Origin of the sequence: Skermanella stibiiresistens SB22 (assembly GCF_000576635.1) — a bacterium.
Taxonomy (GTDB): Bacteria; Pseudomonadota; Alphaproteobacteria; order Azospirillales; family Azospirillaceae; genus Skermanella; species Skermanella stibiiresistens.
Genome location: NZ_AVFL01000026.1, coordinates 60,936 through 84,204, shown reverse-complemented (window position 1 = coordinate 84,204; position 23,269 = coordinate 60,936). Strand labels below are relative to the sequence as shown.

21 protein-coding genes are annotated in these 23,269 nt (G+C 67.4%); 4 read left to right on the top strand and 17 right to left on the bottom strand.

Going from position 1 to position 23,269, the window contains the following annotated elements:
• Positions 1 to 88 precede the first annotated feature (88 nt).
• The 3 genes from N825_RS27110 to N825_RS27100 all read right to left on the bottom strand — a co-directional run bounded on the left by N825_RS27110 (position 89) and on the right by N825_RS27100 (position 2,764).
• On the bottom strand, positions 89 to 400 hold the full coding sequence (locus N825_RS27110; RefSeq protein WP_037458885.1) for a DUF1244 domain-containing protein: 312 nt from the start codon (positions 398 to 400) through the stop codon (positions 89 to 91).
• Positions 401 to 735: 335 nt separating this feature from the next.
• On the bottom strand, positions 736 to 1,881 hold the full coding sequence (locus tag N825_RS27105) for a carboxylate-amine ligase (protein ID WP_037458884.1): 1,146 nt from the start codon (positions 1,879 to 1,881) through the stop codon (positions 736 to 738).
• A gap of 28 nt (positions 1,882 to 1,909) precedes the next feature.
• Positions 1,910 to 2,764: an N-formylglutamate amidohydrolase gene (locus N825_RS27100; RefSeq protein ID WP_037458882.1), complete on the bottom strand. Its 855-nt coding sequence runs from the start codon at positions 2,762 to 2,764 to the stop codon at positions 1,910 to 1,912.
• Positions 2,765 to 2,912: 148 nt separating this feature from the next.
• Here N825_RS27100 and N825_RS27095 point away from each other — a divergent pair, with 148 nt between their 5' ends.
• The 3 genes from N825_RS27095 (at position 2,913) to N825_RS27085 (ending at position 5,566) form a co-directional block, all read left to right on the top strand.
• A complete protein-coding gene (locus N825_RS27095) occupies positions 2,913 to 3,503 on the top strand; it encodes a hypothetical protein (protein WP_037458879.1) in 591 nt (196 codons plus the stop codon).
• Positions 3,504 to 3,728: 225 nt separating this feature from the next.
• Positions 3,729 to 4,676, top strand: coding sequence for a DMT family transporter (locus N825_RS27090; protein WP_084165104.1), 948 nt, complete (start codon positions 3,729 to 3,731; stop codon positions 4,674 to 4,676).
• Positions 4,677 to 4,783: 107 nt separating this feature from the next.
• The gene (locus N825_RS27085) at positions 4,784 to 5,566 is read left to right on the top strand and encodes a FadR/GntR family transcriptional regulator (RefSeq protein ID WP_051513263.1); all 783 of its coding nucleotides are present in this window, start codon (positions 4,784 to 4,786) and stop codon (positions 5,564 to 5,566) included.
• Positions 5,567 to 5,575: 9 nt separating this feature from the next.
• Here N825_RS27085 and N825_RS27080 read toward each other — a convergent pair whose 3' ends face one another.
• The 14 genes from N825_RS27080 to ehuB all read right to left on the bottom strand — a co-directional run bounded on the left by N825_RS27080 (position 5,576) and on the right by ehuB (position 20,205).
• Complete coding sequence (locus tag N825_RS27080; RefSeq protein WP_245613244.1) at positions 5,576 to 6,394, bottom strand: IclR family transcriptional regulator; 819 nt, start codon at positions 6,392 to 6,394, stop codon at positions 5,576 to 5,578.
• Positions 6,395 to 6,477: 83 nt separating this feature from the next.
• Positions 6,478 to 8,736, bottom strand: a complete 2,259-nt coding sequence (locus N825_RS27075; protein WP_157619565.1) for a CHASE2 domain-containing protein — start codon at positions 8,734 to 8,736, stop codon at positions 6,478 to 6,480.
• A gap of 2 nt (positions 8,737 to 8,738) precedes the next feature.
• Entirely contained in the window at positions 8,739 to 9,755 is a 1,017-nt protein-coding gene (locus tag N825_RS36990; RefSeq protein ID WP_051513236.1) for an OmpA family protein, read from the bottom strand.
• The gene (locus N825_RS27065) at positions 9,752 to 10,219 is read right to left on the bottom strand and encodes a FecR family protein (RefSeq protein WP_051513234.1); all 468 of its coding nucleotides are present in this window, start codon (positions 10,217 to 10,219) and stop codon (positions 9,752 to 9,754) included. The genes N825_RS36990 and N825_RS27065 overlap by 4 nt, the downstream gene beginning before the upstream one ends.
• Positions 10,220 to 10,390: 171 nt before the next feature.
• Positions 10,391 to 11,731 carry a glycolate oxidase subunit GlcF gene (gene glcF / locus N825_RS27060; RefSeq protein WP_037458873.1) on the bottom strand — a complete coding sequence of 447 codons (1,341 nt, stop codon included), beginning with the start codon at positions 11,729 to 11,731 and terminating at the stop codon, positions 10,391 to 10,393.
• Positions 11,732 to 11,745: 14 nt separating this feature from the next.
• Complete coding sequence (gene glcE / locus N825_RS27055) at positions 11,746 to 12,984, bottom strand: glycolate oxidase subunit GlcE (protein ID WP_037458871.1); 1,239 nt, start codon at positions 12,982 to 12,984, stop codon at positions 11,746 to 11,748.
• A gap of 9 nt (positions 12,985 to 12,993) precedes the next feature.
• On the bottom strand, positions 12,994 to 14,481 hold the full coding sequence (locus N825_RS27050) for an FAD-linked oxidase C-terminal domain-containing protein (RefSeq protein ID WP_037458870.1): 1,488 nt from the start codon (positions 14,479 to 14,481) through the stop codon (positions 12,994 to 12,996).
• 277 nt (positions 14,482 to 14,758) lie between these two features.
• Entirely contained in the window at positions 14,759 to 14,884 is a 126-nt protein-coding gene (gene ykgO, locus N825_RS27045) for a type B 50S ribosomal protein L36 (protein WP_012973122.1), read from the bottom strand.
• A 113-nt stretch (positions 14,885 to 14,997) separates the two neighbouring features.
• The gene (locus N825_RS27040; RefSeq protein ID WP_037458864.1) at positions 14,998 to 15,972 is read right to left on the bottom strand and encodes a methyltransferase domain-containing protein; all 975 of its coding nucleotides are present in this window, start codon (positions 15,970 to 15,972) and stop codon (positions 14,998 to 15,000) included.
• A gap of 136 nt (positions 15,973 to 16,108) precedes the next feature.
• Entirely contained in the window at positions 16,109 to 16,336 is a 228-nt protein-coding gene (locus N825_RS27035) for a hypothetical protein (RefSeq protein WP_037458862.1), read from the bottom strand.
• Between the two features lie 3 nt (positions 16,337 to 16,339).
• Positions 16,340 to 17,095, bottom strand: a complete 756-nt coding sequence (locus N825_RS27030; RefSeq protein ID WP_051513233.1) for an MlaD family protein — start codon at positions 17,093 to 17,095, stop codon at positions 16,340 to 16,342.
• A 40-nt stretch (positions 17,096 to 17,135) separates the two neighbouring features.
• Positions 17,136 to 17,930 carry an ABC transporter ATP-binding protein gene (locus N825_RS27025; protein ID WP_037458860.1) on the bottom strand — a complete coding sequence of 265 codons (795 nt, stop codon included), beginning with the start codon at positions 17,928 to 17,930 and terminating at the stop codon, positions 17,136 to 17,138.
• A gap of 1 nt (position 17,931) precedes the next feature.
• The gene (locus N825_RS27020; RefSeq protein ID WP_084165102.1) at positions 17,932 to 19,125 is read right to left on the bottom strand and encodes an MlaE family ABC transporter permease; all 1,194 of its coding nucleotides are present in this window, start codon (positions 19,123 to 19,125) and stop codon (positions 17,932 to 17,934) included.
• Positions 19,126 to 19,269: 144 nt separating this feature from the next.
• The gene (gene ehuB / locus N825_RS27015; RefSeq protein ID WP_084165101.1) at positions 19,270 to 20,205 is read right to left on the bottom strand and encodes an ectoine/hydroxyectoine ABC transporter substrate-binding protein EhuB; all 936 of its coding nucleotides are present in this window, start codon (positions 20,203 to 20,205) and stop codon (positions 19,270 to 19,272) included.
• Between the two features lie 146 nt (positions 20,206 to 20,351).
• Here ehuB and N825_RS38130 point away from each other — a divergent pair, with 146 nt between their 5' ends.
• Positions 20,352 to 23,267 (top strand): hybrid sensor histidine kinase/response regulator, encoded by a 2,916-nt coding sequence (locus N825_RS38130; RefSeq protein ID WP_084165100.1) that lies wholly within the window; start codon positions 20,352 to 20,354, stop codon positions 23,265 to 23,267.
• The last annotated feature ends 2 nt before the right edge of the window (positions 23,268 to 23,269 follow it).

Sequence of the window (23,269 nt, the reverse complement as noted above, 5' to 3'; positions counted from 1 at the left end):
ATCCGACAGCCGAGGGCACCCCCGGTGACGCCCCATCCCAACTTTTCACACCCGACGTTTCGTCGGCGCCCGGGACATCGTTATGGGATCAGTGATCCGCCCGGGTTTGGGCCGCGGCGAAGGACTGCTTCTGCTCGACCGAGGCCTCGGCTTGGTGCTTGTTCTTCCACTCCTCATAGGGCATGCCGTAGATGATCTCGCGGGCGTCGTCGTAGCTCATCTCCAGCCCCTTGCCCTCGGCGGCGGCCCGGTACCACTTCGACAGGCAGTTGCGGCAGAACCCGGCGAGGTTCATCAGATCGATGTTCTGCACGTCGGTGCGGTCGCGCAGGTGCTGGACCAGTGTCCGGAAAGCCGCGGCCTCCAGCTCGGTGCGCGTGCGTTCGTCCAATTCGGTCATCGTCGTCCACTCCCCAACTTGGTCGCCCCCGTTCCAACCGGAAGCCCTCGGCCTCACATGGCACCGCGCGGCCTCCGCCGCAACGGGGCGGGTGATGAGAAGGGGTTTTCATCCTGCGCCACAGTCCTCCCTGGAATTCACGCGATCTCCGTTCGGCTCGGTGTCGGACAATCCGCCACGCCTTCCCGACCCTTGATCACCCGCCCCGAAACAGGATATAATTCCTTAACAACGGTGTGCCATGCCTGACACCGAACCGCATGATGACCTTTGATGACCTTTCACCGGAAAAAAAGGACCAACCCGAGCCGGCAGGTCATTCCTGCCGCCCCGCCTCACGCCGGTTCCAGCCCGAACAGTGTCTCCTCGATCAGCCAGTCGACCACCCGCCGAAGCGCCTCCTCGGGCGTGGCGCCCGCGTCCACCGCCTCCTGGTAAACAGCGACCTGCCGGTGCGCGCTGGTGCCGCGCCGGACGATGTCGCGGGCGTTCTCGATCGCGTCGACGCAGCCCAGCGCCTCGGCGTCCTCGCGCAGCAGGCCGATCAGCTCGTTCAGCAATTCATCGTAGGGCACGATCTCGCCCCGGCCGAAGTCGATCAGGCCGCCGTCGAAGCCATAGCGCTGCGCCCGCCAGCGGTTTTCCTCCAGCAGCAGGTTGCGGTAGCGCCGCCACGCGACGTTGCCCCGGCGCAGCCGCCACAGCATGCGCAGCAGGCAGACATAGAAGGCCGCCACCGTCAGCGTGTCGTCCAGCCGGGTGCAGATGTCACTGATCCGCATCTCCAGCGTGGGGAATCGGCTGGACGGCCGGATATCCCACCACAGCTTGGTGGCGTCCTCGATCACCCCGGCCTCGACCAGCGCGCCCACCTGCTGCTGGTACTCGCCGAAGCTATGGTATTCCTCCGGCATGCCCGTGCGGGGCAGCTCGTTCCACACCGCCAGCCGATAGCTCTTAAGCCCGCTGTCCTGCCCCTGCCAGAACGGCGAAGAGGTCGACAGCGCCAGCAGGTGGGGCAGGAAGTAGCGGACCTGGTTCATCAGGTCGATCCGCAGGTTCTCGTCCTCGATGCCGGCGTGGACATGCATGCCGCAGATCATCAGCCGCCGCGCCGGGGCGCCGATGTCGCGGGCCAGCATGTTGTAGCGGTCGCGGTTGGTGTGCTTCTGGGGGAGCCAGACCGCGAAGGGATGGGTGGAGGCCGCGATCGGCGCCAGCCCATAGCGGTCGGCCACCTCGGCGACCGAGCGGCGCAGCCACACCAGTTCCTTCCGGGCCTCCGTCAGGTCGCCGCAGACGCGGGTGCCGATCTCGATCTGGCAGCGCAGGAATTCCGGATGGACCTGATCCGGGGCCACCGCCGCGCAGGCCTGGAGCATCTCCTCCGGCGGATCTGGAACGATGTCCCGGGTTTGCCGGTCCACCAGCAGATATTCCTCTTCGATGCCGAGCGTGAAGCTGGGTGCTGGGGCGGCCATGATCCTCGGGGGTGCTGTTTTGATTAAATCAGTGGTGTTGGACGCGATAGAGCATGGGGTCGGCCAGCACGGGGTCAAGCGCCGCCCCCAGGATGCCGGCCCATTCGGCGGCGCCCCGGCGCGTGTCGATCAGGTCTTGGCGGATCTCCACCAGCAGATGGGGCAGTCCTTGGGCGACCGCGTGGCGGTCGATGGTCGAGCCGTCGCAGTCATGCCCGGTATAGGGCTCGTTGTCGCCGATCTCGAACCGTCCATCCGCCCGCAGGTTCTCGATCACCGGCACCGCCAGGCGGGGGTCGCGGTCCCACAGCACGCCGATATGCCAGGGCCGTTCGAAGCCGTTCATCACCGGGGTGAAGCTGTGGATCGAGACCATGGCCGGCACCTGCCCACGCTCCAGCAGCCGGGCGATCTCGGCGGCGACGGTCGTGTGGTATGGCCAGAACAGCGCGTCCAGCCTGGTTGCGACATCGGCCGGGTCGAGCGAGCGGTTGGCCGGAACCACGACGCCGTCGCTGATCACCGGGATCAGCGTCGGGTCCTCCAGATCGCGGTTCAGATCGACGATCAGGCGCGAATAGCCGGACATGACCGCCGCCGCGTCGTAGCGTTCGATCAGGTGCCGGGTCACCTCGGCGGCGCCGATGTCATAGGCGATGTGGCGGGACAGCGCCGTCTCGTCGAGCCCAAGCGTTCCCATCGACTTCGGGATCGCGCGCGAGGCGTGGTCGCACACCAGCAGGACGGGCGACTTGCCCTCGCGGTTGTGGACCGTCACCGGCGGCGGATCATCGGGTCCGAGCAGCGGCGGCATCGCCGAGGGGCGGGGAGCCGAGGGGCTGGGGGAGGCGGGCGGATTGGGAACGGCTGACGGAGAAGACATGTCCCTCACTATACCCGAAACGACGCGCGGCGAAATGCCCCGTGGAACCGAAATCCCCTGATAAGAACGTGTTCGCGGGCGGGTCCTTGCGCGGTACGGCGGTCGATCAATATGCGGACGCTGCTTTTTCGCCGCGAAAGACGATACGATGACCATTCCCACAGCCCTGGCGCGCGCCACGCTGATTTCGATGCTATCGCTCGCGCCCGCCCATGCGGCGGCGCGCGAGGATCCGCGGCCACCCGACGCCCTGACCTTGTTCGGCGCCCGGATGACCGACAACACCTCCGGGGAATTGCTGACGGCGGAGGATCTGACTTGGCGCGACTCCTATCTGATGGGGATCGCGGCATCGCGGCGGGTGTGGGAGTTCGGACGCCATGCCGAGATCGACATCGAAGGTCAGGTCGTCCGTCATTTCGGCGACGAGCGGCACTGGGAGTTCAATGCCCTGCCGGTCGCCCGCTGGCTCAGGTTCCCCTGGAGCGAGTCGGTGCATACGGGGATCGCCTACGGACTGGGCCTGTCCTACGCGACGCGGAAGCCGGTGGAGGAGGTGGCGATGAACGGTTCCACCGAGCGCTGGCTGATCTACTGGGTGATCGAAGCCGAAGTCGGGCCACCCGCCCAGCCGTGGAGCGCGGTGGCCCGGCTGCATCACCGCTCCCCGGCGTTCGGCCTGATGGGCGACGCCGGCGGCGCCAACTCCCTGACGGCCGGGATCCGCTGGCGCTACTGAGGAAGGAGAGCTTCCCTGACTTGGGCGCGGGCGGGATGTGTCGCCCTGAAGCGCCGCGCGATCGATGACGTCGATGCCTCACGTCCAGCAACGGCTTCCAAATGACCGCACCGCGTCCAACGCATGCATTCGGAACTTGCATCGACAGCGCCGGCGGGTGTCCATGCCGAAGCGGCCCCTACCCCTTACCCGTCCCCAACACACGGCGTCCCCGAAAAGCAACCCATGCCCAGCACACCCAACGCCCATCCGGCCGCCAACCAGACCACCATCTCCCCGGCCGCGGCCCTCGCCGCCGACCGCAGGGCCCGGATCGCCCTGATCGCCCTGCTCGCCGGAGCCCTCGGAATCGCCCTGTCGCCGATCTTCGTCCGGCTGAGCGAGATCGGGCCGGTCGCGACGGCGTTTTGGCGGATCGGGTTCGCGATGCCGGTGCTGCTGGTCTGGCTGGCCCTGGAGGGGCGCGGCACCGACGCGCCGCGCCGTCCCTCGACCCGGCGGGACTACCTGAGGCTGACCTGGGCCGGCTTGTTCTTCGCGGGCGACCTCGCGGTGTGGCACTGGTCGATCCAGTTCACCTCGGTCGCCAACTCGACCCTGCTCGCCAATTTCGCGCCGATCTTCGTGACGCTGGTCGCTTGGGCCGTCTTCAAGGAACGCTTCTCGCGCGTCTTCGTCGGCGGGTTGGCGCTGGCCATCGGTGGCGCCGTGGTGCTGATGGGCGAAAGCCTCAGCTTCAGCGCCAGCCACCTGTTCGGCGACGCGCTGGGCGTCGTCACCGCCATGTTCTACGCCGGCTACATCCTGTCGGTCGGCCGCCTGCGGGCCGAGTTCTCGACCGCCACGATCATGACCTGGACCGGCGTGGTCACCGGCGTGACCCTGCTGCCGATCACCCTGCTGTCGGGCGAGAGCCTGATCGCCCCGACTCTCCACGGCTGGATCATCCTGGCCGGGCTGGGCGTCATCAGTCACGCCGGCGGCCAGAGCCTGATCGCCTACGCCCTGGCCCACCTGCCCCCGGCCTTCTCCTCCGTCAGCCTGCTCCTCCAGCCCGCCGCGGCCGGCGTCTTCGCCTGGATGCTGCTGGACGAGCCGCTCAGCCTCCTGCAGGCGCTGGGCGCCGCGATCGTCCTCGCCGGCATCTTCATGGCCCGGCGCGGCAGCCGGTGAGCTGTCCGTCATCGCTCTGGCGAAACCGCCCCCCTGGTATTACCATGGACGCCCTGAATGACGACAAGACCCCGCCGAACGAAGAAACAGACCGGAGGACGCCGCCAGTGACCGAGACGAGCGCAGCGGCCGAACCCGTCGCCAAGGCGGGCACGGATCGGGTTTCCGACCGGGTCGCGACCAAGCTGCTGGATAGGATCGCCAAGGGAGAGCTGACGCCCGGCCAGCGGCTTCCGGGAGAGCGCCAGCTGGCCGAGCAGATGGGCGTCAGCCGGGTTTCCGTCCGGGCCGCCCTTCAGCAGCTGAAGACCCAGGGGTTCCTCGCGGCGGTCCAGGGCGGCGGCACGCGGGTGCTCTCCACGGCGGGCGACATGGACGGCGCCCTCAGCGAGATGATCCGGGTCAAGTTCGACAACCTCTATGATCTGGCGGACATCCGCGTCATCCTGGAATCCTGGGCGGCCCGCCGCGCCGCGATCAACGCGACACCCGAGCAGGTGGCCGAGATCGGCCGCACCGTGGTCGCCATGGCGCAGCCGTCGCGCGGCAAGCTGCGGGCGAACGACGACGTCGATTTCCACATCGCGATCGGCAAGGCGGCGGGCAGCCCCGTCTACATGCACATCCTGTCGGTGATCCGCGACACGCTGACCCAGATGCTGGAGTTCCACCGCCACGAGTTGTTCGACCGGGCGGAGGACAAGATCGTGCTGGCGCAGCACCGCGCGATCCACCGGGCCATCGACCGGCGCGATCCCGACGCCGCCGCCGCCGCCATGACCGCCCACCTGACCTGGGTGCTCGACCACTACCACGCCGCCCGCCGCCGGCGGGAATCGGCCGATGTCCCAGCGCCCGAAGTCCCGGCGGCCGACATCCAGGCAAGCTGATGCCCAGCCTCAGCGGCGCGGGCCGCCCCCCACGGCCAGGGTGATCTCCTCGGCCGCCCGCACGACCAGGGCGCCCAGTTCGGCCAGCCGGCCATCGGGAATCCGGACGGCGGGACCGGAGACCGACAGCGCGCAGAGCGGCCCGCCATGCTCGTCCAGCACGGCCGCCGCCACGCAGCGGAGACCGACCGAATGCTCCTCGTCATCGATGGCGAAGCCGCGCGCCCGGCTGTCGGCCAGATCGCGCCTGAGGTCTTCGATGCCGGTCAGGGTCCTGTCGGTGATCCGCGCCAGGGGCAGCTTCTCCAGCAGGGGCGTGGCCTCGCCCTCCGGCAATGCCGCGAGCAGGGCCTTGCCGACGCCGGAGCAGTACAGCGGCACGCGGGTGCCCGGCCGCGACAGCGCCCGCATCATCTCGCGGCATTCGATCTGGGTCAGGATGACGACCTCGCCACCGTCCTCGATCGCCAGGCTGGCGGTCTCACCCACCCGCTCCATCAGGCGCCGCATGATCGGGCGGGCGACCAGCGTCGGATTGCGCCGGCGCAGGAAGGCGCCGCCGACGGTGAAGGCCCGCACACCAATGAACCAGCGCTGGCAATCCTCGTCGAAGCTGACATAGCTCCGCTGTTCCAGGCTCTTCAGCAGGCGGTGGACCGTCGTCGCCGGCTGGCCGGTCAGCCGGGCCAGATCCGCCGAGCCGACGCCATCCTCCGCCGCCGCGATGGCCTCCAGCAGGTCCAGTGACCGGCTCAACGCCTGAACCGGGTTCACGCCCGCGCCGCCCGTCTCCTCCATCGCCTTCCGCCGCCGGTGATCCCCGTCCAAAGCCGCCCCGCCTTTCTGAAGTCCCGTGCTCCGTGTGTACGGCGCGGCGCCCGCCAGCGCAACCAAGCCGAAGGATCGAGACCTCAATCGAACAGCCCACCCGGCATGACCACCCGAACCACGTGGCCAGGCGGCCCGGCCAACTCGACCGTCGCGTCCAGTTGGGCCGCCAGGGCCTGCAGCAGGGTCTTGCCGATGCCCATACCCTCGCCGGCCGCGTCCGACACGGCGGCTTCGCCCCTGGGCAGGCCGACACCATCGTCGGCGACCTCCAGGACGACCCTTCCACGGCACCGCTCCAAGCGAACCCGGATCATCCCCGCGCGGTTGTCCGGAAAGGCGAACTTCAGGCAATTGCCCACCAGTTCGTTGATGATCAGCCCCAGCGGCATGGCGATCTCGATATGGCAGTGCAGCGGCTCGGCCCGCGTGTGAATGGTGATCCGCCCATCGTCCAGTCGAGGTCCGATGAGCCCCTGCGCCAACTGGTCGATCTGGACCGCGACGTCGATCCGCGCCAGATCGCCGGACAACGCCAATTGCTCGTGGATGCGGCCCAGCACCAGCAGCCGGTCCTGGATCGCCGACATCCGCTCGAGCGCCTTGGCATCCTTGACACCCGCCTTCTCCAGCGCGATCACGCCCCAGATGCCTTGCAGGTTGTTCCGGACGCGGTGATGGATCTCGCGCAGCAGCGCCTCGTTGGTGGCGAGCGCCCGCGCCAGACCCACCTGGGCCAGCTTGCGCCGAGTGATGTCGCGGCCGATCAGGATGACGGACGAGGCGTCCAGCACGCCGATCACCAGTTCCAGGTGGATGGGCTCGCGGCCGGCCAAATCCACCGTGACCTCGACCGGTGGGATCGGCGCGCCATCGAGACGGCGGCGGATCAGGGCGCGCATCTCCGCCAGGGCAAGCCCGAACAAGGGACCGGCTTCGCGCCCGATCAGCCCATCCGGATCACAGAGCGACATCGACACGGCGGCCTCGTTGCAGGACAGGATCGTGCCATCGGCCGCCACCGTCAGGATGGGATCCGGGCTGGCGTCGACGACCTGCCGCATGAAGCGGTCGCGCTGGCGCTGCGCCGCCCGTTCGTATCCACGCTCCGCCATGCCCGCCACCAAGGGCGCCAGGATGAAACCCAGGATCGGCAGCGTCCAGTCGAACAGGGAACCGTCGATCCAGAACGCCAGTGACGCCAAACCGGCCCCGGCCACGCCCAGGACGAGCGCCAGGACGATGCGCGCGTGCCGGCCATCGAGCCCCCCGATGCAAAAGGTTCCCCCGAGCAGCGCCAGCACTTCCAGCAAGGTGGCGAAGGGTGGCCTGTGTAGCCAGCGGCCTTGGAGCAGATCGCCGATCACCCCGGCTTCGAGCGCCGCGGCGGAAACCCCGCGTTCGCTGGACGCCACGCGCCACAGCCTTCCCACTCCCCGCGCCGACACGCCGACCACCGCGACGCGCCCGCGCATCGACTCGACATCGCCCCCCTCCCGCAGCAAGTCCACCGCCGGGATCACCGGCACGCGGTCCACCCCGCACAACCTGGGGCGGAACCATCCATCCGCATCCACCGGCAGCCGCCGCGGCCCGACGCGCAACGCCTCCAGCCCGGTCGGGCCAACCTCGACCATGAAACCGGAGCGCTGGTCGACGACCCTGAGCGCCTCCAGCGCCAGCCCAGGCAGCGGCACGCCGCCGGCTTGGGCAAGAGCCGTGACGCGGCGTATGATCCCATCGGTATCCACGGCCACCCGAGCCATGCCCAATCCCGCCGCCGCGTCCACCAAGTCGGGCAGGTTGCCGACCACACCGGGCTGGGCGGGCATCCGGAACGCGCCGGTTTCTCCCAGCAGCGCGAAACGGCCCTGGAGCGTCACGGGTTGGGGGAGCCCGGGCGCCGCTTCCGGTTCCCACGGGATTTGAACCAGCACGGTGGGAACCCGCCGCAACGCTTCGGCGAAGATCCGGTCGGACGCCGGCTGGTCCCGGTCACGCTCGGCGAAGACGATCGTGAAGACGACCGCACCGGCGCCAAGCTCGACCATCCGATCCACCAAACGGGCCAGGACATCGCGAGGCCACGGCCACTGTCCCATGACCGCGAGGCTCCGGTCATCGATGTCGACCGCGACGACGCCATCGAAACCATCCGCCGGCTGGCAGAACGCGGTTCCCAGATCGAACGCGCGCAGCCGCATCAACTCCAGGGGAGCGGGATCGATCCATCGCAAGCCCAGCAGGCACAGCGCGAGGGCGCCGACCAACAGCAGCCGCATCCGGAGGGCGCCGGCACGTGGGACGGCATGCCGCCAAACGCTGGGAACGATCTCCTTCACGCTCAGCGCACCAGGATCTCCACGCGGCGGTTGCGGGGCTCGGCCACGCCATCCGGCGTCCGCACCAACATGTCGGTTTCCCCGAAGGACTTCACCTCGATGGCTTCGGCCGGAATTCCCTCGGCTTGGATCAGGGCGCCGATACCCTCGGCCCGTGTCCGGGCCAGCCGTTCATTCGCGGTTGCCGTTCCGGCTCGATCGGTGTGCCCGATCACAGAGATATCCGGAATTCGCCGCTGGCGGATATCCGCCACCAAATCAGCCAGCGTGGCCTTGGACTCCTCGGTCAATTCGGACCCGCCCGCCTGGAAATAGAGGGCGAAGCTCGAGGGTGCCGGTGGCACCGCCACCAGCGCCGCGCCGAACAGTCCCGACACCGCCGCGGGTGCCAAGGGAGCCCGTCCGGCGGGAGGCGCCGCCGGATCGCTGACGAGGCTGGCGGCATAGGGCTGGTCGAGCGCCTGGGTACCAGAGCCGGTCCGGACCACGATCGCCCCGGCACCGTTGCCGCCGGGGAGCAGGACGGTCAACTCGCTCCGGGCGACCACCCGCGCCTCGCCCAAGGCCTGGACGAAGTCATTCCGGCACCGATCGATATCGGCGGTCTGCCAGCCTTCCTCCTCCTGCTCGACCCAGCAGTCGAACGCGGCCTGCGCCCAGGCGGACGAGCCGGGCGCCAGGATCCGGCCGCCGGACACCAGGACGGACATCAGGTTCGCGCGCGCCGGGACGAGCCGCTGGAGCGCCGGTTCGGTCAGGTCCCGGTTCGACGGATCCTCCGGCTCGACCAGCGTCCCCGCCGCCGCCGCGCTGGCGCGCCGGCCATACCACCAGCTGTCCAGCCAGTCGTATTGCCTGGCCTCGTCGGCACTCAAAGCCTCGTAGGCGGGCGCCAAGGCGGTCAGGAACTCCTGGTCGGCATCTTCCATGGATCCCGGAGTGGGCACTCCAGCGCAGCCGCCAAGGGCGGAGGCCAGCACCACCGCCGACACCAACCAACTTTTGGTAGCGGCGTTCATGGTACCGTCTCCACGGGAACCCTGACGGCGAAACGCGTGCCGCGGACACCGATCGTTCCATTGACGGTTTTGATGACCACGGTCTCAGGCGCCAGGGCCGCGATCCGGCCCGAGATATAGACCAGGGATCCACGCAAAAGGGAGATGATGAACGACAGTCTTCCCTGTTGCGGTTCGAAAACGAAGTCCTGGATCGCGAAGTCGCTGTACTCGCCCAGAGATACCTGCGTTCCGTCCCTGAAGGTGATTCCAAGGCTACTAGATGAACTAGTCTGTATACTGTCCGCACCGTATAGGAACAAACCGACCGCGGCTTCCAGCGATTGGCCGCCGCGAATAACCGTCGCGGTTCCCGAAATGGTTTTGATTTGGCCCACGGGTTGCTGGGCCCAAGCGCTTGAGATGGACAGCGCCGCCACCGTGTAGACGGAGAGACAGCACACGAGAACCACGAGAACACGCATGGGACCGCCACGGTGGATGCGACTCCCGGAGCTTAGTGCCTTCTCACCCCACGTGCGCTGATACCATAAGTTGAAGCCGGCTTCTCAAAAGCCATAGGCGCGGCGGATCACTCCGCCCATCTCATCATGGAGCGGCGGATCACTCCGCCCATCTCATCATGGAGCGGCGGATCACTCCGCCGCCAGCACCCGGGCCGCCTTCGGTCGCGTGACGAAAGCCGGGTTTCCCTTCAGCGACTCCGGCAAGGGTCCGCCGGTGGCCCAATCCAGCAGTTCGACCGTGTGGACGATCGGGATCGCGGTTCCGGAGCCGATCTGGGTCATGCAGCCGATGTTGCCGGCGGCGATCACCTGCGGCTTGGTGCTCTCGATGTTGTTGACCTTGCGGTCGCGGAGCCGCACGGCGATCTCCGGTTGGAGCAGGTTGTAGGTTCCGGCCGAACCACAGCACAGATGACCCTCCGGCACCTCGCGGATCTGGAAACCGGCCGCTCCCAGCAAGGCGCGCGGCGGCGTCTTGATCTTCTGGCCATGCTGCATGGAACAGGCGGAATGATAGGCCACCACCTGCCCCGTCTCGACCACCGTTTCGCCCAGTCCCAACTCGTCCATGAATTCGGTGACGTCCTTGGCCAGCGCCGAGATCCGCGCCGCCTTGTCCGCCAATTCCTTGTCCTCGCGGAACATGAAGCCATAGTCCTTGACGGTCGTTCCGCAGCCGGACGTGTTGATCACGATCGCGTCCAAGCCCCCGCGCTCGATCTCCCGCGTCCACGCCAGGATGTTGGCGCGGGCATAACCGTGGCTGCTGTCGGTCATGCCCATGTGGTGGTTCAGGGCGCCGCAGCACCCGGCCCCCTTGGCCACCACCACCTCGACGCCATGCCGGGTCAGCAGGCGCACGGTCGACTCGTTGATCGCGGTGTTCAGCACCTGCTGGGCGCAACCGTTCAGGATCGCGACGCGCTTCCGCCTGGTTCCCTCCGCCGGGATCACCTGCGGCTTGTCGACATGGCTGGGGCTTGGGATGTTCCGCGGGGCCAGCGCCAGCATGCCCTTCAGCTTTTCCGGCAGGATGCCCGCGACCGGCCGGCCGGCCTTGGCCGCCATCAGCGCCCAGCGGAACAGGCCCGGACGCGGCAGGACGGTCGACAGCATCTTCCGCATCAGCCGTTCCGCCGCGGGGCGGCGATAGGTCTTCTCGATATGGGCGCGGCCATGATCGACCAGATGCATGTAATGCACGCCGGACGGACAGGTCGTCATGCAGGACAGGCACGACAGGCAGCGGTCGATATGCTTGACCACCTGCTCTGTCGCCGGCTTGTCGTTCTCCAGCATGTCCTTGATCAGGTAGATCCGTCCCCGCGGACTGTCCAACTCGTCACCCAACAGGGTATACGTCGGGCAGGTCGCGGTACAAAATCCGCAATGGACGCAGGCCCTGAGGATCTTTTCGGACTCGCGGACATCGGCGTCGGCGAGTTGGGCTAGCGAGAAGTTGGTCTGCAAGGCGGTTCTCCGCGTCAGACCCCGGCGTACATGCGGCCGGGATTGAAGATGCGCTTGGGGTCCAGGGTTTCTTTGACGCGGGCGGACAGGGCCGCCAACGGAGCCTGCTGGGGTTGGAACACGTCGGCCGAGGCGCGGATGGTGTCCGGAGCCCGGACCAGGGTGGCGTGGCCACCGCTCAATCCGATGGCGCCACGGATCGCCGCCTGCCCCGCCCCATCCGCTCCGGGTTCGATGGCGAGCCAGACGAGGCCGCCGCCCCAGTCGAAATAGGCTTCGGCGCCGGGCAGCCTGCCCTTGATGTCGGCCACCACCCGCGCGCCGTCGGCGGGCGGCACGGACAGGCGCCAGACCAGCCGTTCCGGCGTCGAAACGAACGGCTTCACGTCCCGAAGCGCCGCCCAGAACACCAGCGAGGGCTGGCGATCCAGGAACTCGACAGTGCCGAACCCGCCGAGCAGGTCGCGCAGCTTGCCGGCGCGGTATTCGATCGAGGGGCCGAAGCCCTCCAGCCGGATCGCCGTCGCGGCACCACCGGCCACCTCTTCGACGCCCAAGGCTCCCGCCAGGGACGCCGGCACGTGGGCGGCGCCCGCGACCTCGTAGGGGCTTTGCAGCGCCAGCGCCATCACCCGGATCGCGGTCGCGTCGTCCAGCGCCCGGATCAGCACCGTCCGCGTGTCCTCCGGCGCCGGCAGCACCTTCAGCGTCACCTCGGTCAGCACCGTCAGCGTGCCGTAGGATCCGGCGATCAGCTTGGACAGATCATAGCCGGTGACGTTCTTGACCACCCTGCCGCCAGCCTTGAAAGCCTCGCCGCGGCCGCTGATCGCCTGGAAACCCAGGAAGTGGTCGCGCGCAGCACCCGCCTTGACCCGGCGCGGTCCCGCCAGGTTGCACGAGACGACGCCGCCGATCGTCTGCTTGCCGGCCTCGCCACCCAGCAAGGGGCCGAAGTCGGTCGGCTCGAAGGCGAACTGCTGCCGGTTCTCCGCCAGCAAGGCCTCCAGCTCCGCCAGTGGCGTGCCGGCCCGAGCCGACAGGACCAGCTCCTCCGGCTCGTACAGGGTGACGCCGGTCAGATCCGACAGGTCGAGCGTGTGGGTCGCCTGGAACGGCCGGCCAAGTTTCCGCTTGCTGCCCTTGCCGACCAGCTCCAGCGGGGTCTCCTCGGAGATCGCCCAGCGAACGGCCTCCAGCGCCTGATCGGCATCCGCGGGTTTCAACACCGACTTGTTGGAATGTGTCGTCATGCCGGGGCCTTAGAAGCGCGGGAGGTCGGGAAACGGGAGCTGCCCGCGGTGGATATGCATGCGGCCCAACTCGGCGCAGCGGTGAAGCTGCGGAAAGACCTTGCCGGGGTTCAGCAGCGCCTCGGGATCGAAGGCGCATTTCACCCGCTGCTGCTGGTTCAGGTCGACCTCGGTGAACTGGTGGTTCATCAGGTCGCGCTTTTCGACGCCCACGCCATGCTCGCCGGTCAGCACGCCGCCGACCTCGACGCACAGCTTGAGGATATCGGCGCCGAAGTCCTCCGCAGCCTGCAGCTCGCCCGGTTTGTTGGCGTCGTACAGGATCAGCGGATGCAGGTTGCCGTCACCGGCGTGGAAGACGTTGGCGACGCGCAGCCCGTGCTTGACCGACATCTCGGCCATCCGGGTCAGCACCAGCGGCAGCTGCTTGCGCGGGATCGTACCGTCCATGCACAGGTAATCCGGGCTGATCCGGCCCACGGCGGGGAAGGCCGCCTTGCGCCCGGCCCAGAAGACCATGCGCTCGTCCTCCGACTCGCTGATCCGGATCGACACGGCGCCGCAGGTGAGCGCGATCTTCTCGACCTCGCCGATCAGGTGGTGGACCTCCGCCTCCGGCCCGTCCAGTTCGACGATCAGCAGGGCCTCGACGTCCATCGGGTATCCGGCGTGGACGAACTCCTCCGCCGCGTGGATCGCCGGTTTGTCCATCATCTCCATGCCGCCGGGAATGATGCCCGCCGCGATGATCGCGGCCACGCAGTCGCCGCCGCTCTCGCTGCTGGGAAAGCCGATCAGCAGCGCCCGCAGGGTTTCCGGCTTCCGCAGGATGCGGACGGTCACCTCGGTCACCACGCCCAGCAGGCCTTCGGACCCGGTCATGACGCCCAGCAGGTCATAGCCGTCCGAGTCCAGGTGCTTGCCGCCCAGCCTGATGATGTCGCCGTTCATCAGCACCATCTCGATGCCGAGCACGTTGTTGGTGGTCAGACCATATTTGAGGCAGTGGACCCCACCGGAGTTCTCGGCGATGTTGCCGCCGATGGTGCAGGCGATCTGGCTGCTGGGGTCCGGCGCGTAATAGAAGCCCTCGTGCGCCACCGCGTTGGTGATGCCCAGGTTGGTGACGCCGGGCTGCGCCGTCACGGTCCGGTTGGCGTAGTCGATGTCGACGATCTTGTTGAACTTGCCCAGACCCAGGATGATGCCGTCGGCCAGCGGCAGGGCGCCACCGGACAGGGACGTGCCCGCCCCGCGCGGAACGACCTTGATCCCGACCTCGTTGCAGTATTTCAGAACCTGGGAGACCTGCTCGGTCGTGTTCGGCAGCACGACGACCATGGGAAGCTGGCGATAGGCGGTCAGGGCGTCGGTCTCGTAGACGCGCATCTCGTCGCGTTCGGCGATGACGCCTTCGCCCGGCACGATGGCTCGCAGCGCGTTGACGATCTCAGCCCGGCGGGCGAGCACCGAAGCGTCTGGCGTGGGCATCCTCATGCCGTGTTTCCTCCTCATTCGGTCCGCTGAACGTACGGCGGCAACAGCCACGCGCGTCACTCGTCCCGTTTGGCCGCGCCCCGGCGGCGTTCCATCACATCGCACGTACATTGGAAAAATGTGACGTTGATGTAAAGTGGTATCACCACTTCATGGAACAAGAGGTGATCGGACAACCAGTCGGTCCCTCGGGAAAACCAAGCCCCAAAAAGCAAAACCGCGCCGAAACAGCGGCGCGGTCACCTCCCGGAGATACGGGCTCTCCCCCTTGGCACGCTCAGCCCTGGCGAGCCTTGAAGCGGGGGTTCTGCTTGTTGATGACGTAGACGCGGCCCTTGCGGCGGATCACGCGGCAAGCCTTGTGCCGGGTCTTCATGGATTTCAGCGAGTTCACGATCTTCATGGTTCAAAGTCCCAGGAGGGTAAGTCACAAGAGCGGCGGAAAATATGGAGCCAAGCGTTCAATGTCAACAAGCGCCTGTATTCCCGCGACGTTATTCCAGCGGCGTTTTCGACTCAACCTTCCGTCCCGTCGGGCAGTTTGAGCGCGAAGAAACGGTACATGCGCAACCCGCTTTGCAGCGCCGCCACACGGCGCGCCCAATGCTCCACCTCATCGACCACGGCCAGCTTGGTGTCGTGGTCCATGCTGTGCTTCTCCAGGAACTCGGTCAAAGACTGGATGGCGGCCACGATCAGCAGCCGGTGGGCATCGGTGACGTCCTCGGTGATGCGGATGTCCAGGTTGCGCTGCTGGAGCGAGGTGACCGTCTTGTCGACCGTCAGCGGGAACGGCTCGACCGGCTCGCGGGCCAGCCAGTCCTTGATGACGGACGAGCGCGGCTCCTCCTTCTCGAAGACATAATCGGTGAACAGCAGCTGACCGCGCGGCTTCAGGCTCATCTCGATGCCGTCCGCCAAATTCTCGCGGTCCTTGACGCAGAAGAACGCCTCCTTGGAGAAGATGCAGTCGAATCGCTTGGGATGACGGAAGTTCTCGGCGTCGTAGTGGGTGATCGTCGCCTGCTTCGCCATGCCGGCCTTGACCGACCGCTCCATGCCCTCCTTGGCAAGGACGGGAGAAGGCTCCAGCCCCGTCACCCAGCAGCCATACTGCGCCGCCATCTTGCGCGCGGCGCCGCCCAGTCCCGCCGCCAGATCGAGCACGCTCATGGCTGGGTTCAACCCCAACGGCTTGACCAGTTCGGGAATGTAATCTTCGCCGCCGGGAGAGGTGAACCCTTCGCCCCAGAGCTTTTCCACCACCTGGATGCGGCTGGCCGACCACAGTGGTTTGCCGAAGCGGGAATTGGTGCCGGGCAGCACCGGTTTGGCCGCCGGGGTATCCGCCGAGCCCGATCCGTGCCCGCCCGCCGATCCAGACGCCGGTCCGGACTCGGCATCGGCCTTCCCGGTGGGCAGGTCATAACCTTCCCACCAGGCGATCAGCCGCTTCTTCCAAGGCTTCAGGGTCGCCGTCTCTTCGCTCATCTCCCCACGCCGTCCTGCTACGGGGCCTGACACAGCCATGGCGCGGACCGCCGACGGCGCCATTCTCTTAACATGGCGCCGTTAATCGCCCGTTAAGGGGATTGGCCATGCGAATGCGACCAATTCACCCCTTGGCCTATTTCCCCAGCAGCAGGGCGTTGGGGCTGCGCTCCAAAGTCTCCGCGAAGCCGCGCATCGAGCGGGACGCCAGCGACAGGTTTCGGAGCGAGTCCTCCAGGTTGACGCGCAACGGCGAGTTCCGCGAGACGAGATCGTTGGTGTTGCCGAGCACCGCCTGGGCTTGGGCCACCGCCTGTTCGACCGATTGCGACGTGGTTCGGAGCGAGGCGATCAGAGGCCCCACCTCCTAATTGGCGGTGCCGATCAGGCCCCTCAAATCGGCCATGGTCGCGCGCAACTCGCCCTGGACCTGGGTGAGCGTGTTCGTTCCGGTGGTCATGGTTCCCCTGGCCGCGGCCATGGTCGTCTCGAACTCGCCCATGCCTTTCGCCAAGGCCGCCAGCGCCGCCGGGATCTCGGGCGAGGACAGCAGCTTGTCGACGTTGTTCAGGGTGTTCAAGGCGGTGCCGACCATATCCTGGATCGGCAGCTTCTCCAGATTGCGGCGGACCACGTCCAGCGTCGAAGGGATCGCCGGAATCTCCTCCACGTTCGGGTCGCCGCCGACCAGCGTCGCGGGGGTGCCAGGCAGCAGGTCCAGTTCCACCATCAATTGCTGGGTTACATAGCTTTGATAGACCAGCTGGGCCCGCAGTCCGCGCTCGACCATCGCGCTATAGCTGATGTCCGGCGCCTTGCCGTCCGGCAGCCCAACCCATTTGGTCCGGTCGGGATCGAACCGGATATAGGTTGGGATGCGGGCGGTCAGGTCCTTGCTGTCGATCACCAAGTCGACCCTGGTCACCGATCCGACCCGGACGCCCCGGAAGTTGACCGGCGCCCCGACATAAAGACCGTTGACCGATCCGTCGAAGAAGACGACCGCCGGCGGCTGCTCACGGCTCAGGAAGCCGCTGCCCAGCGCCACCAGCGCCGTCACGAACAACGCGATGGCGCCAAGCACGAACAGGCCGATCAGGCGCGGGTTGGCCTTGTTCCTCATGGGTTCCTCATGGAAGTCTCCGAGTGGCCAAGGCGGGGCTTCATGTTCTTGGCTCTCCTCTGGTCAGGAACTCGCGTACCGCCGGGTGCGCGCTGTGGTCACGAAGGCTCTTGGGATCGCCGCCGTCGATCGCGGTGCGGCTTTCCGCGTCCAGGAAGACGGAGTTGTCGGCTATGGCGAAGATGCTGGCCAGTTCGTGGCTGACGATGACCACGGTGGCGCCCAGGCTGTCGCGCAGTTCCAGGATCAGGTCGTCCAGCCGGCGCGAGCTGAGCGGGTCCAGCCCAGCCGATGGCTCGTCGAAGAACAGGATGTCCGGATCCAGGGCTATGGCGCGCGCCAGGCCGGCGCGCTTCCGCATGCCACCGCTGATCTCCGACGGGTAATAGTCCTCGAATCCGGCGAGCCCGACCAGCGCCAGCTTCAGCGACACCAGCTCGGCGATCTCGTCCCGCGTCAGTCTGGTGTATTGCGACAGCGGCACCGAGACGTTCTCGGCCAGCGTCATCGAACTCCACAGCGCGCCGCTCTGGAACAGCACGCCGAAGCGCCTGCTCATCACGGCCCGGCCTTCGGCGTCGGCGGCGGTGAAGCTTTTTCCATCATAGAGGATGTCGCCGGCCGCCGGTTCGACCAGCCCGATCATGTGCTTCAACAGCGTGCTCTTGCCGCAGCCGCTGGCGCCCATGATCACGAAGATGTCGCCCGTTGGAACCTGGAAGCTGACATCGCGCTGCACGACGAAATCGTCGAACGCCATGGTCAGGCCGTCGACCTCGATCCGGGGCGAGTCCCTGGGCGCGGTCCGGGGCTCCGCTCTCGTGGGATCGCTCACGTCAAATTCCCAGCAGGTTGGTCATCACCGCGAACAGGGCGTCGACCACGATGATCAGGACGATCGAGGTCACCACCGCCGAGGTGGCGGCGACGCCGACCGCCTGGGCGCTGCGGCCCGCCCGCATGCCGCGATAGGCACCCGCGTAGGCGACCAGCATGCCGAACACGATGCTCTTCACGAAGCCGACCCAGAAATCGTTCATGGTCAAAGCGTACTGGGTCTGGAGCACATAGGCCGGCCCCGACAGGCCCAGCATCGAGGTCCCGACGATATAGCCGCCGAGCAACCCCAGGAAGCAGGAATAGACGAACAGCAGGGGCATCATCAGCGCCAGCGCCAGCACGCGCGGCAGCACCAGGAAGTCGATCGGCGAGATGCCGATGGTCGACAGCGCGTCGATCTCCTCGTTGCCCTGCATGGTGCCGAGTTGCGCGGCGTAGGCGGCGCCGGTCCGTCCGGCCAGCACGATGGCGGTCATCAGCGACGCCATCTCCCGCGTCATCGCCAGCCCGACCAGATTGGCGACATAGATGTCGGCGCCGAACTGCTTCAGCTGGATGGCGCCGACGAAAGCGACGGTCAGGCCGACCAGCAGCGAGACGATCGTGATGATCGGCAGCCCGCGAGCCCCGGCGTCCTCCACCGCCATCAGGAAATCGACCCGCCGGAAACGCGCCCGGCCGACCATCATCCGGCCCAGCCCCAGCACGATCTCACCCAGGAAGGAGACCGCCTGATCCAGCTCCCGCCAGCCATCCAGCACCGCTTGCCCCAGCCGCTCCGGCAACGATCGGGCGGTATCGCCACGCGCCGCGTCCTCCTTGACGGGAACCGCGCGGGCCAGGGCCATCAGCCGCGCCACGCCGGCCGGCAGGTTTCCGGTGTCGAAAGCGATGCCGCGGTCGGCGCACAGGTCCTTGACCCTCAGCAGATAACCGACCAGCGCGCTGTCCCAGGACCGCAGCCCACCATCCTCGCAGACGACCAAGCGGATCGATCCATCCCGATCGAGCACGGCATCGACCGCCGACGTGGTGGCGAGCCCATGACGGACGCGCCAGTCGCCGGACAAGGCCAGCGTCAGGCGTCCATCGGCGCCAACCCGCGTTTCGAGCGCGTGCGCCGCACCATCGCCGGGGCCTTTACCTGGATCATCGCCCGGCGTTCCGTTCCGCCTGATAGCAGCCGTCATTCCACTCCATCCGAAATCGGGCCAGCAGGCCGTCGCGGGACGCTATTTCGCGCCCAATCCCCTAAACGAATGAGGTAGTCGCGTCTTTGTTCCGGCTCGTGGCCAAATACCACGGCACCGGCCTCGTCGTCACGGGGCCAAACATCAGCGGGCGCACAACTCGGCGGCCGTGGCGGTCGGCAACTCCATCCGGGTGACGCCGAACCGCGCCACCACGTCAAGGTGCTCAGGCGTTCCCACGAACTTCCTCAACTCCGCGTCGAAGGCGCGGCGCAGATCATCGTCCTGCTTCCGGAATCCGAAGCCACCATGCTCCACCCGCGGTGTCCCGCCTTCGGGATGGCCCCGGAAATGGCCGACCTTCTCGAGGATCCGCTGGTTGCGCTCCACCATGGCCTCGACCGAGGCCGACGTGGCGGCGAAGGCGTCGACCCGACCGCTGACGACCCCCCTCGCCGCCGCGACGACGTTGGGGAACAACGCCATCTGGCTGTCCCGCACGCCGGCTCTTTGGGCCAGGATATGCTCGAACGTTCCGGCCACGACACCCAGCCGGACCGAACGGTCGGCGGCGATGTCGTCGTAGCCGTGGAGGCCACGCGGATTGCCGACGCGGACGCCAAGGCCAGGCCCGAGGCCATTGGCCGCCCGATATGTGGGTTCGGAGAACGCGATCTGGCCGCAACGCTCCCGCAGGATGTACATGCCGGTGGCGATGACATCGAAACGGCCATTCGTCAGGTCCCGGATCAGGGCGCCGAACTCGGTTTCCACCGCCTGGATCTCGCGTATTCCCATGCGCGCGAAGATCCGCCGGGCGATCTCCGGAGCCTCTCCGGTGACGCGGCCATCCGGCGATCGATAGGCGTAGGGTGGTTCGGGCGCGTAGCCGATCCGAACCATCCGCGTCCGCGTGATCCGGTCCAGCGTCTCGCCGGCGTGAGCCTGTATCGAGCCGCAGATCGAGATGCCAATAATCAGCGGGGCCACCATCAGCGGGATCACCACCGCGTTGGGCGCCAACCGGACCATCAGGTGGCCGATAAATCGCGCCACACCGGCCCGGCACCATTCCATCATGGTTAATCCCCACAATTTAAGGGTGCTTGACACTGGTATGATAGTCCCTTCATGGATGGATGCGCCACCGTGCGGTTGCCTCACCGTCAAAACGGCGCGACCGCCCCACCGTCGACCCCTCACCACACAGGAACAGGCCGCAGCCGATGAAGCGCGTCCGACTTCCCTATCTGCTTCTCGCGGCCTCGCTGCCCATCGTCGTCTTCGCGGCGGCCATGATGGTGCTGTTCGACCAGCAGCAGACCCGGTCCTGGGAAGCCTTCATGCGCCAGTCCACGGGTGCCGCCCTCGCGACCGTGGACGAGCGCGTGACGACGATCCGCATCGCTCTGGAAACCCTGGCGACCTCGGGGCTTCTCTTCGATGAGCGCCGTGACGGTTACGAGGGTTTCAAGGAGCAGGCGCACCGCGTGCTGGCGTTGCGGCCGGACTGGATGGCGTTGCGCCTGACGGCGCGTGACGGGGCGACGCAGGTGGGGCGCGACGGCTTCTCGGTGCCCGACGGGGCGGAAAAGGGATCGGGCATCGACGCCGTCTTCCAATACGGCGAGGCCCAATTCAGCGGCATTTTGATCAGCCCCACCGAGGATACCGCGGCGAAGGCTCCACACACGGACGAGCCGATGGTCGCGGTCAGCGTCCCGGTGTTCGGGCGGGCTGGGGTCGAATACGTGCTGACCGCCTTCGTCCGCGCCTGGGCCATCAATCAGGCCTTGCGCGACCAAGGCATGACTCCAGGCTGGCGGATCGGCGTCCTGGATGACCAGGAGAGGCTGATCGCCCGGACCCTGTCCGAGGATTGGCGGGACGCCGGTATCGGATCGTATCCGGACCCGTCGCTGATCGACGGGTTGCGGCGGGGTTCGGCGATGTTCCACGCCACCAACCAATTGGGCGAGAGCCTGTACGTCGCCTCCGCCAGTTCGCCCATCACCGGCTGGACCGTGGCCCTGGGGATGCCGTCCTCACTGATCGACCTGCCGGCCCAGCGGACCCTGTCCGCCGTGATCGGCGGCGGCGTCCTGGCCATCGGCGTGGCGCTCGGCATCGGCTGGCTCCTGGCGCGCTTCCTGATGGAACGGAGCGCCGCCGAACGCCGCCTGCTTCAGCTGGAACTGGCGCAACGCGCGAATGAGCGCACCACGGCGATCCTGGAGAGCACCACGGATGGTGTCTTCGAGGTCGATCCGAAGTGGCGCGTCATCTTCATCAACCAACGGGCCCGCAACCTTCTGGCGGAGGGCGTCGACGTGACCGGCAGCCTGCTTTGGGATGTGCTGCCCGACGCCGACACCACGGCGTTCTGGCATGAATACCACCGCGTCGCCGCCGACCGCGTTCCGGTCGAGTTCGAGGAATACTACCCGGCGCTGGGCATGTGGTTCTATGTCCGGGCGTTCCCCCTGCCCGACGGCCCCCTGTCCGATGGCGGCATCGCGGTCTATTTCCAGGACGTCACGGAAGGACGACGCGCCCGCGACGCCTTGGCGGAAAGCGAGCGCCAATACCGGTTCCTGGCCGAGAGCATCCCCCAGATCGTCTGGACCGCGACCGGCGACGGCGGTGTCGACTATGTCAATGGGCGGCTGCGGGCCTACCTGGGTCCGCGCAGCGAGCAGTTCGTCGACGGCTGGAGGTGGCTGGAGACCATGCATCCGGACGATGTCGAAGGCACGCTCGAGGCTTGGCGGTCGGCCCTGGCGAACCTCGACGTCTACGAGCACCAGCATCGCTTCCTCCGTCACGACGGCATGTACCGCTGGCATCTCGCGCGCGCCCTGCCGATGCTGGACGAAACCGGCCAACCGCTCAAATGGTTCGGCACCTCGACGGATATCCACGACCAAAAACTGTATCAGGAGACGCTCCAGGCGGCGCGTGACGAGGCGGAACGAGCGCGAAGCGCCGCCGAGCGGGCCGATGCCGCCAAAAGCCGTTTCCTCGCCGCCGCCAGCCACGACCTGCGCCAGCCGATGCAGTCGCTGTTCCTGTTCGCCGATAGCCTGGAACAGCACGTCGGGGACGGCGAGGGCCACGAGAAACTGCTGCACCTCCGGCGCGGGCTGGACGCGCTCAAGGTCCTGCTCGACGGCTTGCTCGATGTCTCCAGGCTGGACGCCGAGACGGTCGAACCCACGCTGGAGGAGTTTCCCCTAAAGCTGTTGTTCGACCAGATCGGCGTCGCCTACGCCAAGGTCGCGACGGCCAAGGGCTTGGCGTTCGAGATCCACGAGCACGGCGAGGTGGTGCGGAGCGACCGGGCGCTGCTGGGCCGCATCCTGGGCAATCTGCTGGACAACGCGGTCCACTACACCAACACCGGCCGCATCCGGATCGACTGCCGACAGTTCGGCGAGATCGTCACGGTCGAGGTGCAGGATACCGGCATCGGTATCCCGACCGAGCACATGGAGGACATCTGGAAGGAGTTCCACCAAGTCGGCAACCCCGAGCGCGACCGCAACAGGGGGCTTGGCCTGGGCCTCGCGATCGTCGACCGTATCGCCAAGCTGCTTGGCTACCGCGTCGAGGTCCGCTCGGCGCTGGGCCGGGGCTCCGTCTTCAGCGTCGAGATCCCCGCCGCGACAGGAGCGTCCCTGGCCCTCGCGGCACCCGAACCGGTCAAGACGGCGGCTCCCGCCTCCGACCCGGTCCAAGTCCCGGCTCTGGTCAAGGCCAAGGGCCGCTACGCGGTCCTGGTTGACGACGACGCGATCGTCCTGCTGGGCCTGCAGAGCATCCTCCGCGACTGGGGCTACGACGTGCTGGCGGCCGGCTCGACCGAGCAGGCGCTGGCCGGCCTCGGCACGGGGCGCCGCAAGCCCGACATCATCGTGGCCGACTACCGCCTGCGCGGCGGCAGGATCGGGACCGAGGCCATCCTGAAGATCCGCGAGTTGTTCGGCACCGACATCCCAGGCGTCATCCTGACCGGGGAGACCGGCCCCGAATGCGTTCAGGACGCCGCGGCCTATGGCTTCAGCGTCGCTCACAAGCCGATCACGTCACGGCAGCTGAGCATGGCGATGGAGCGGCTGCTCGCCGCGTCCGCCGCCGACTGATC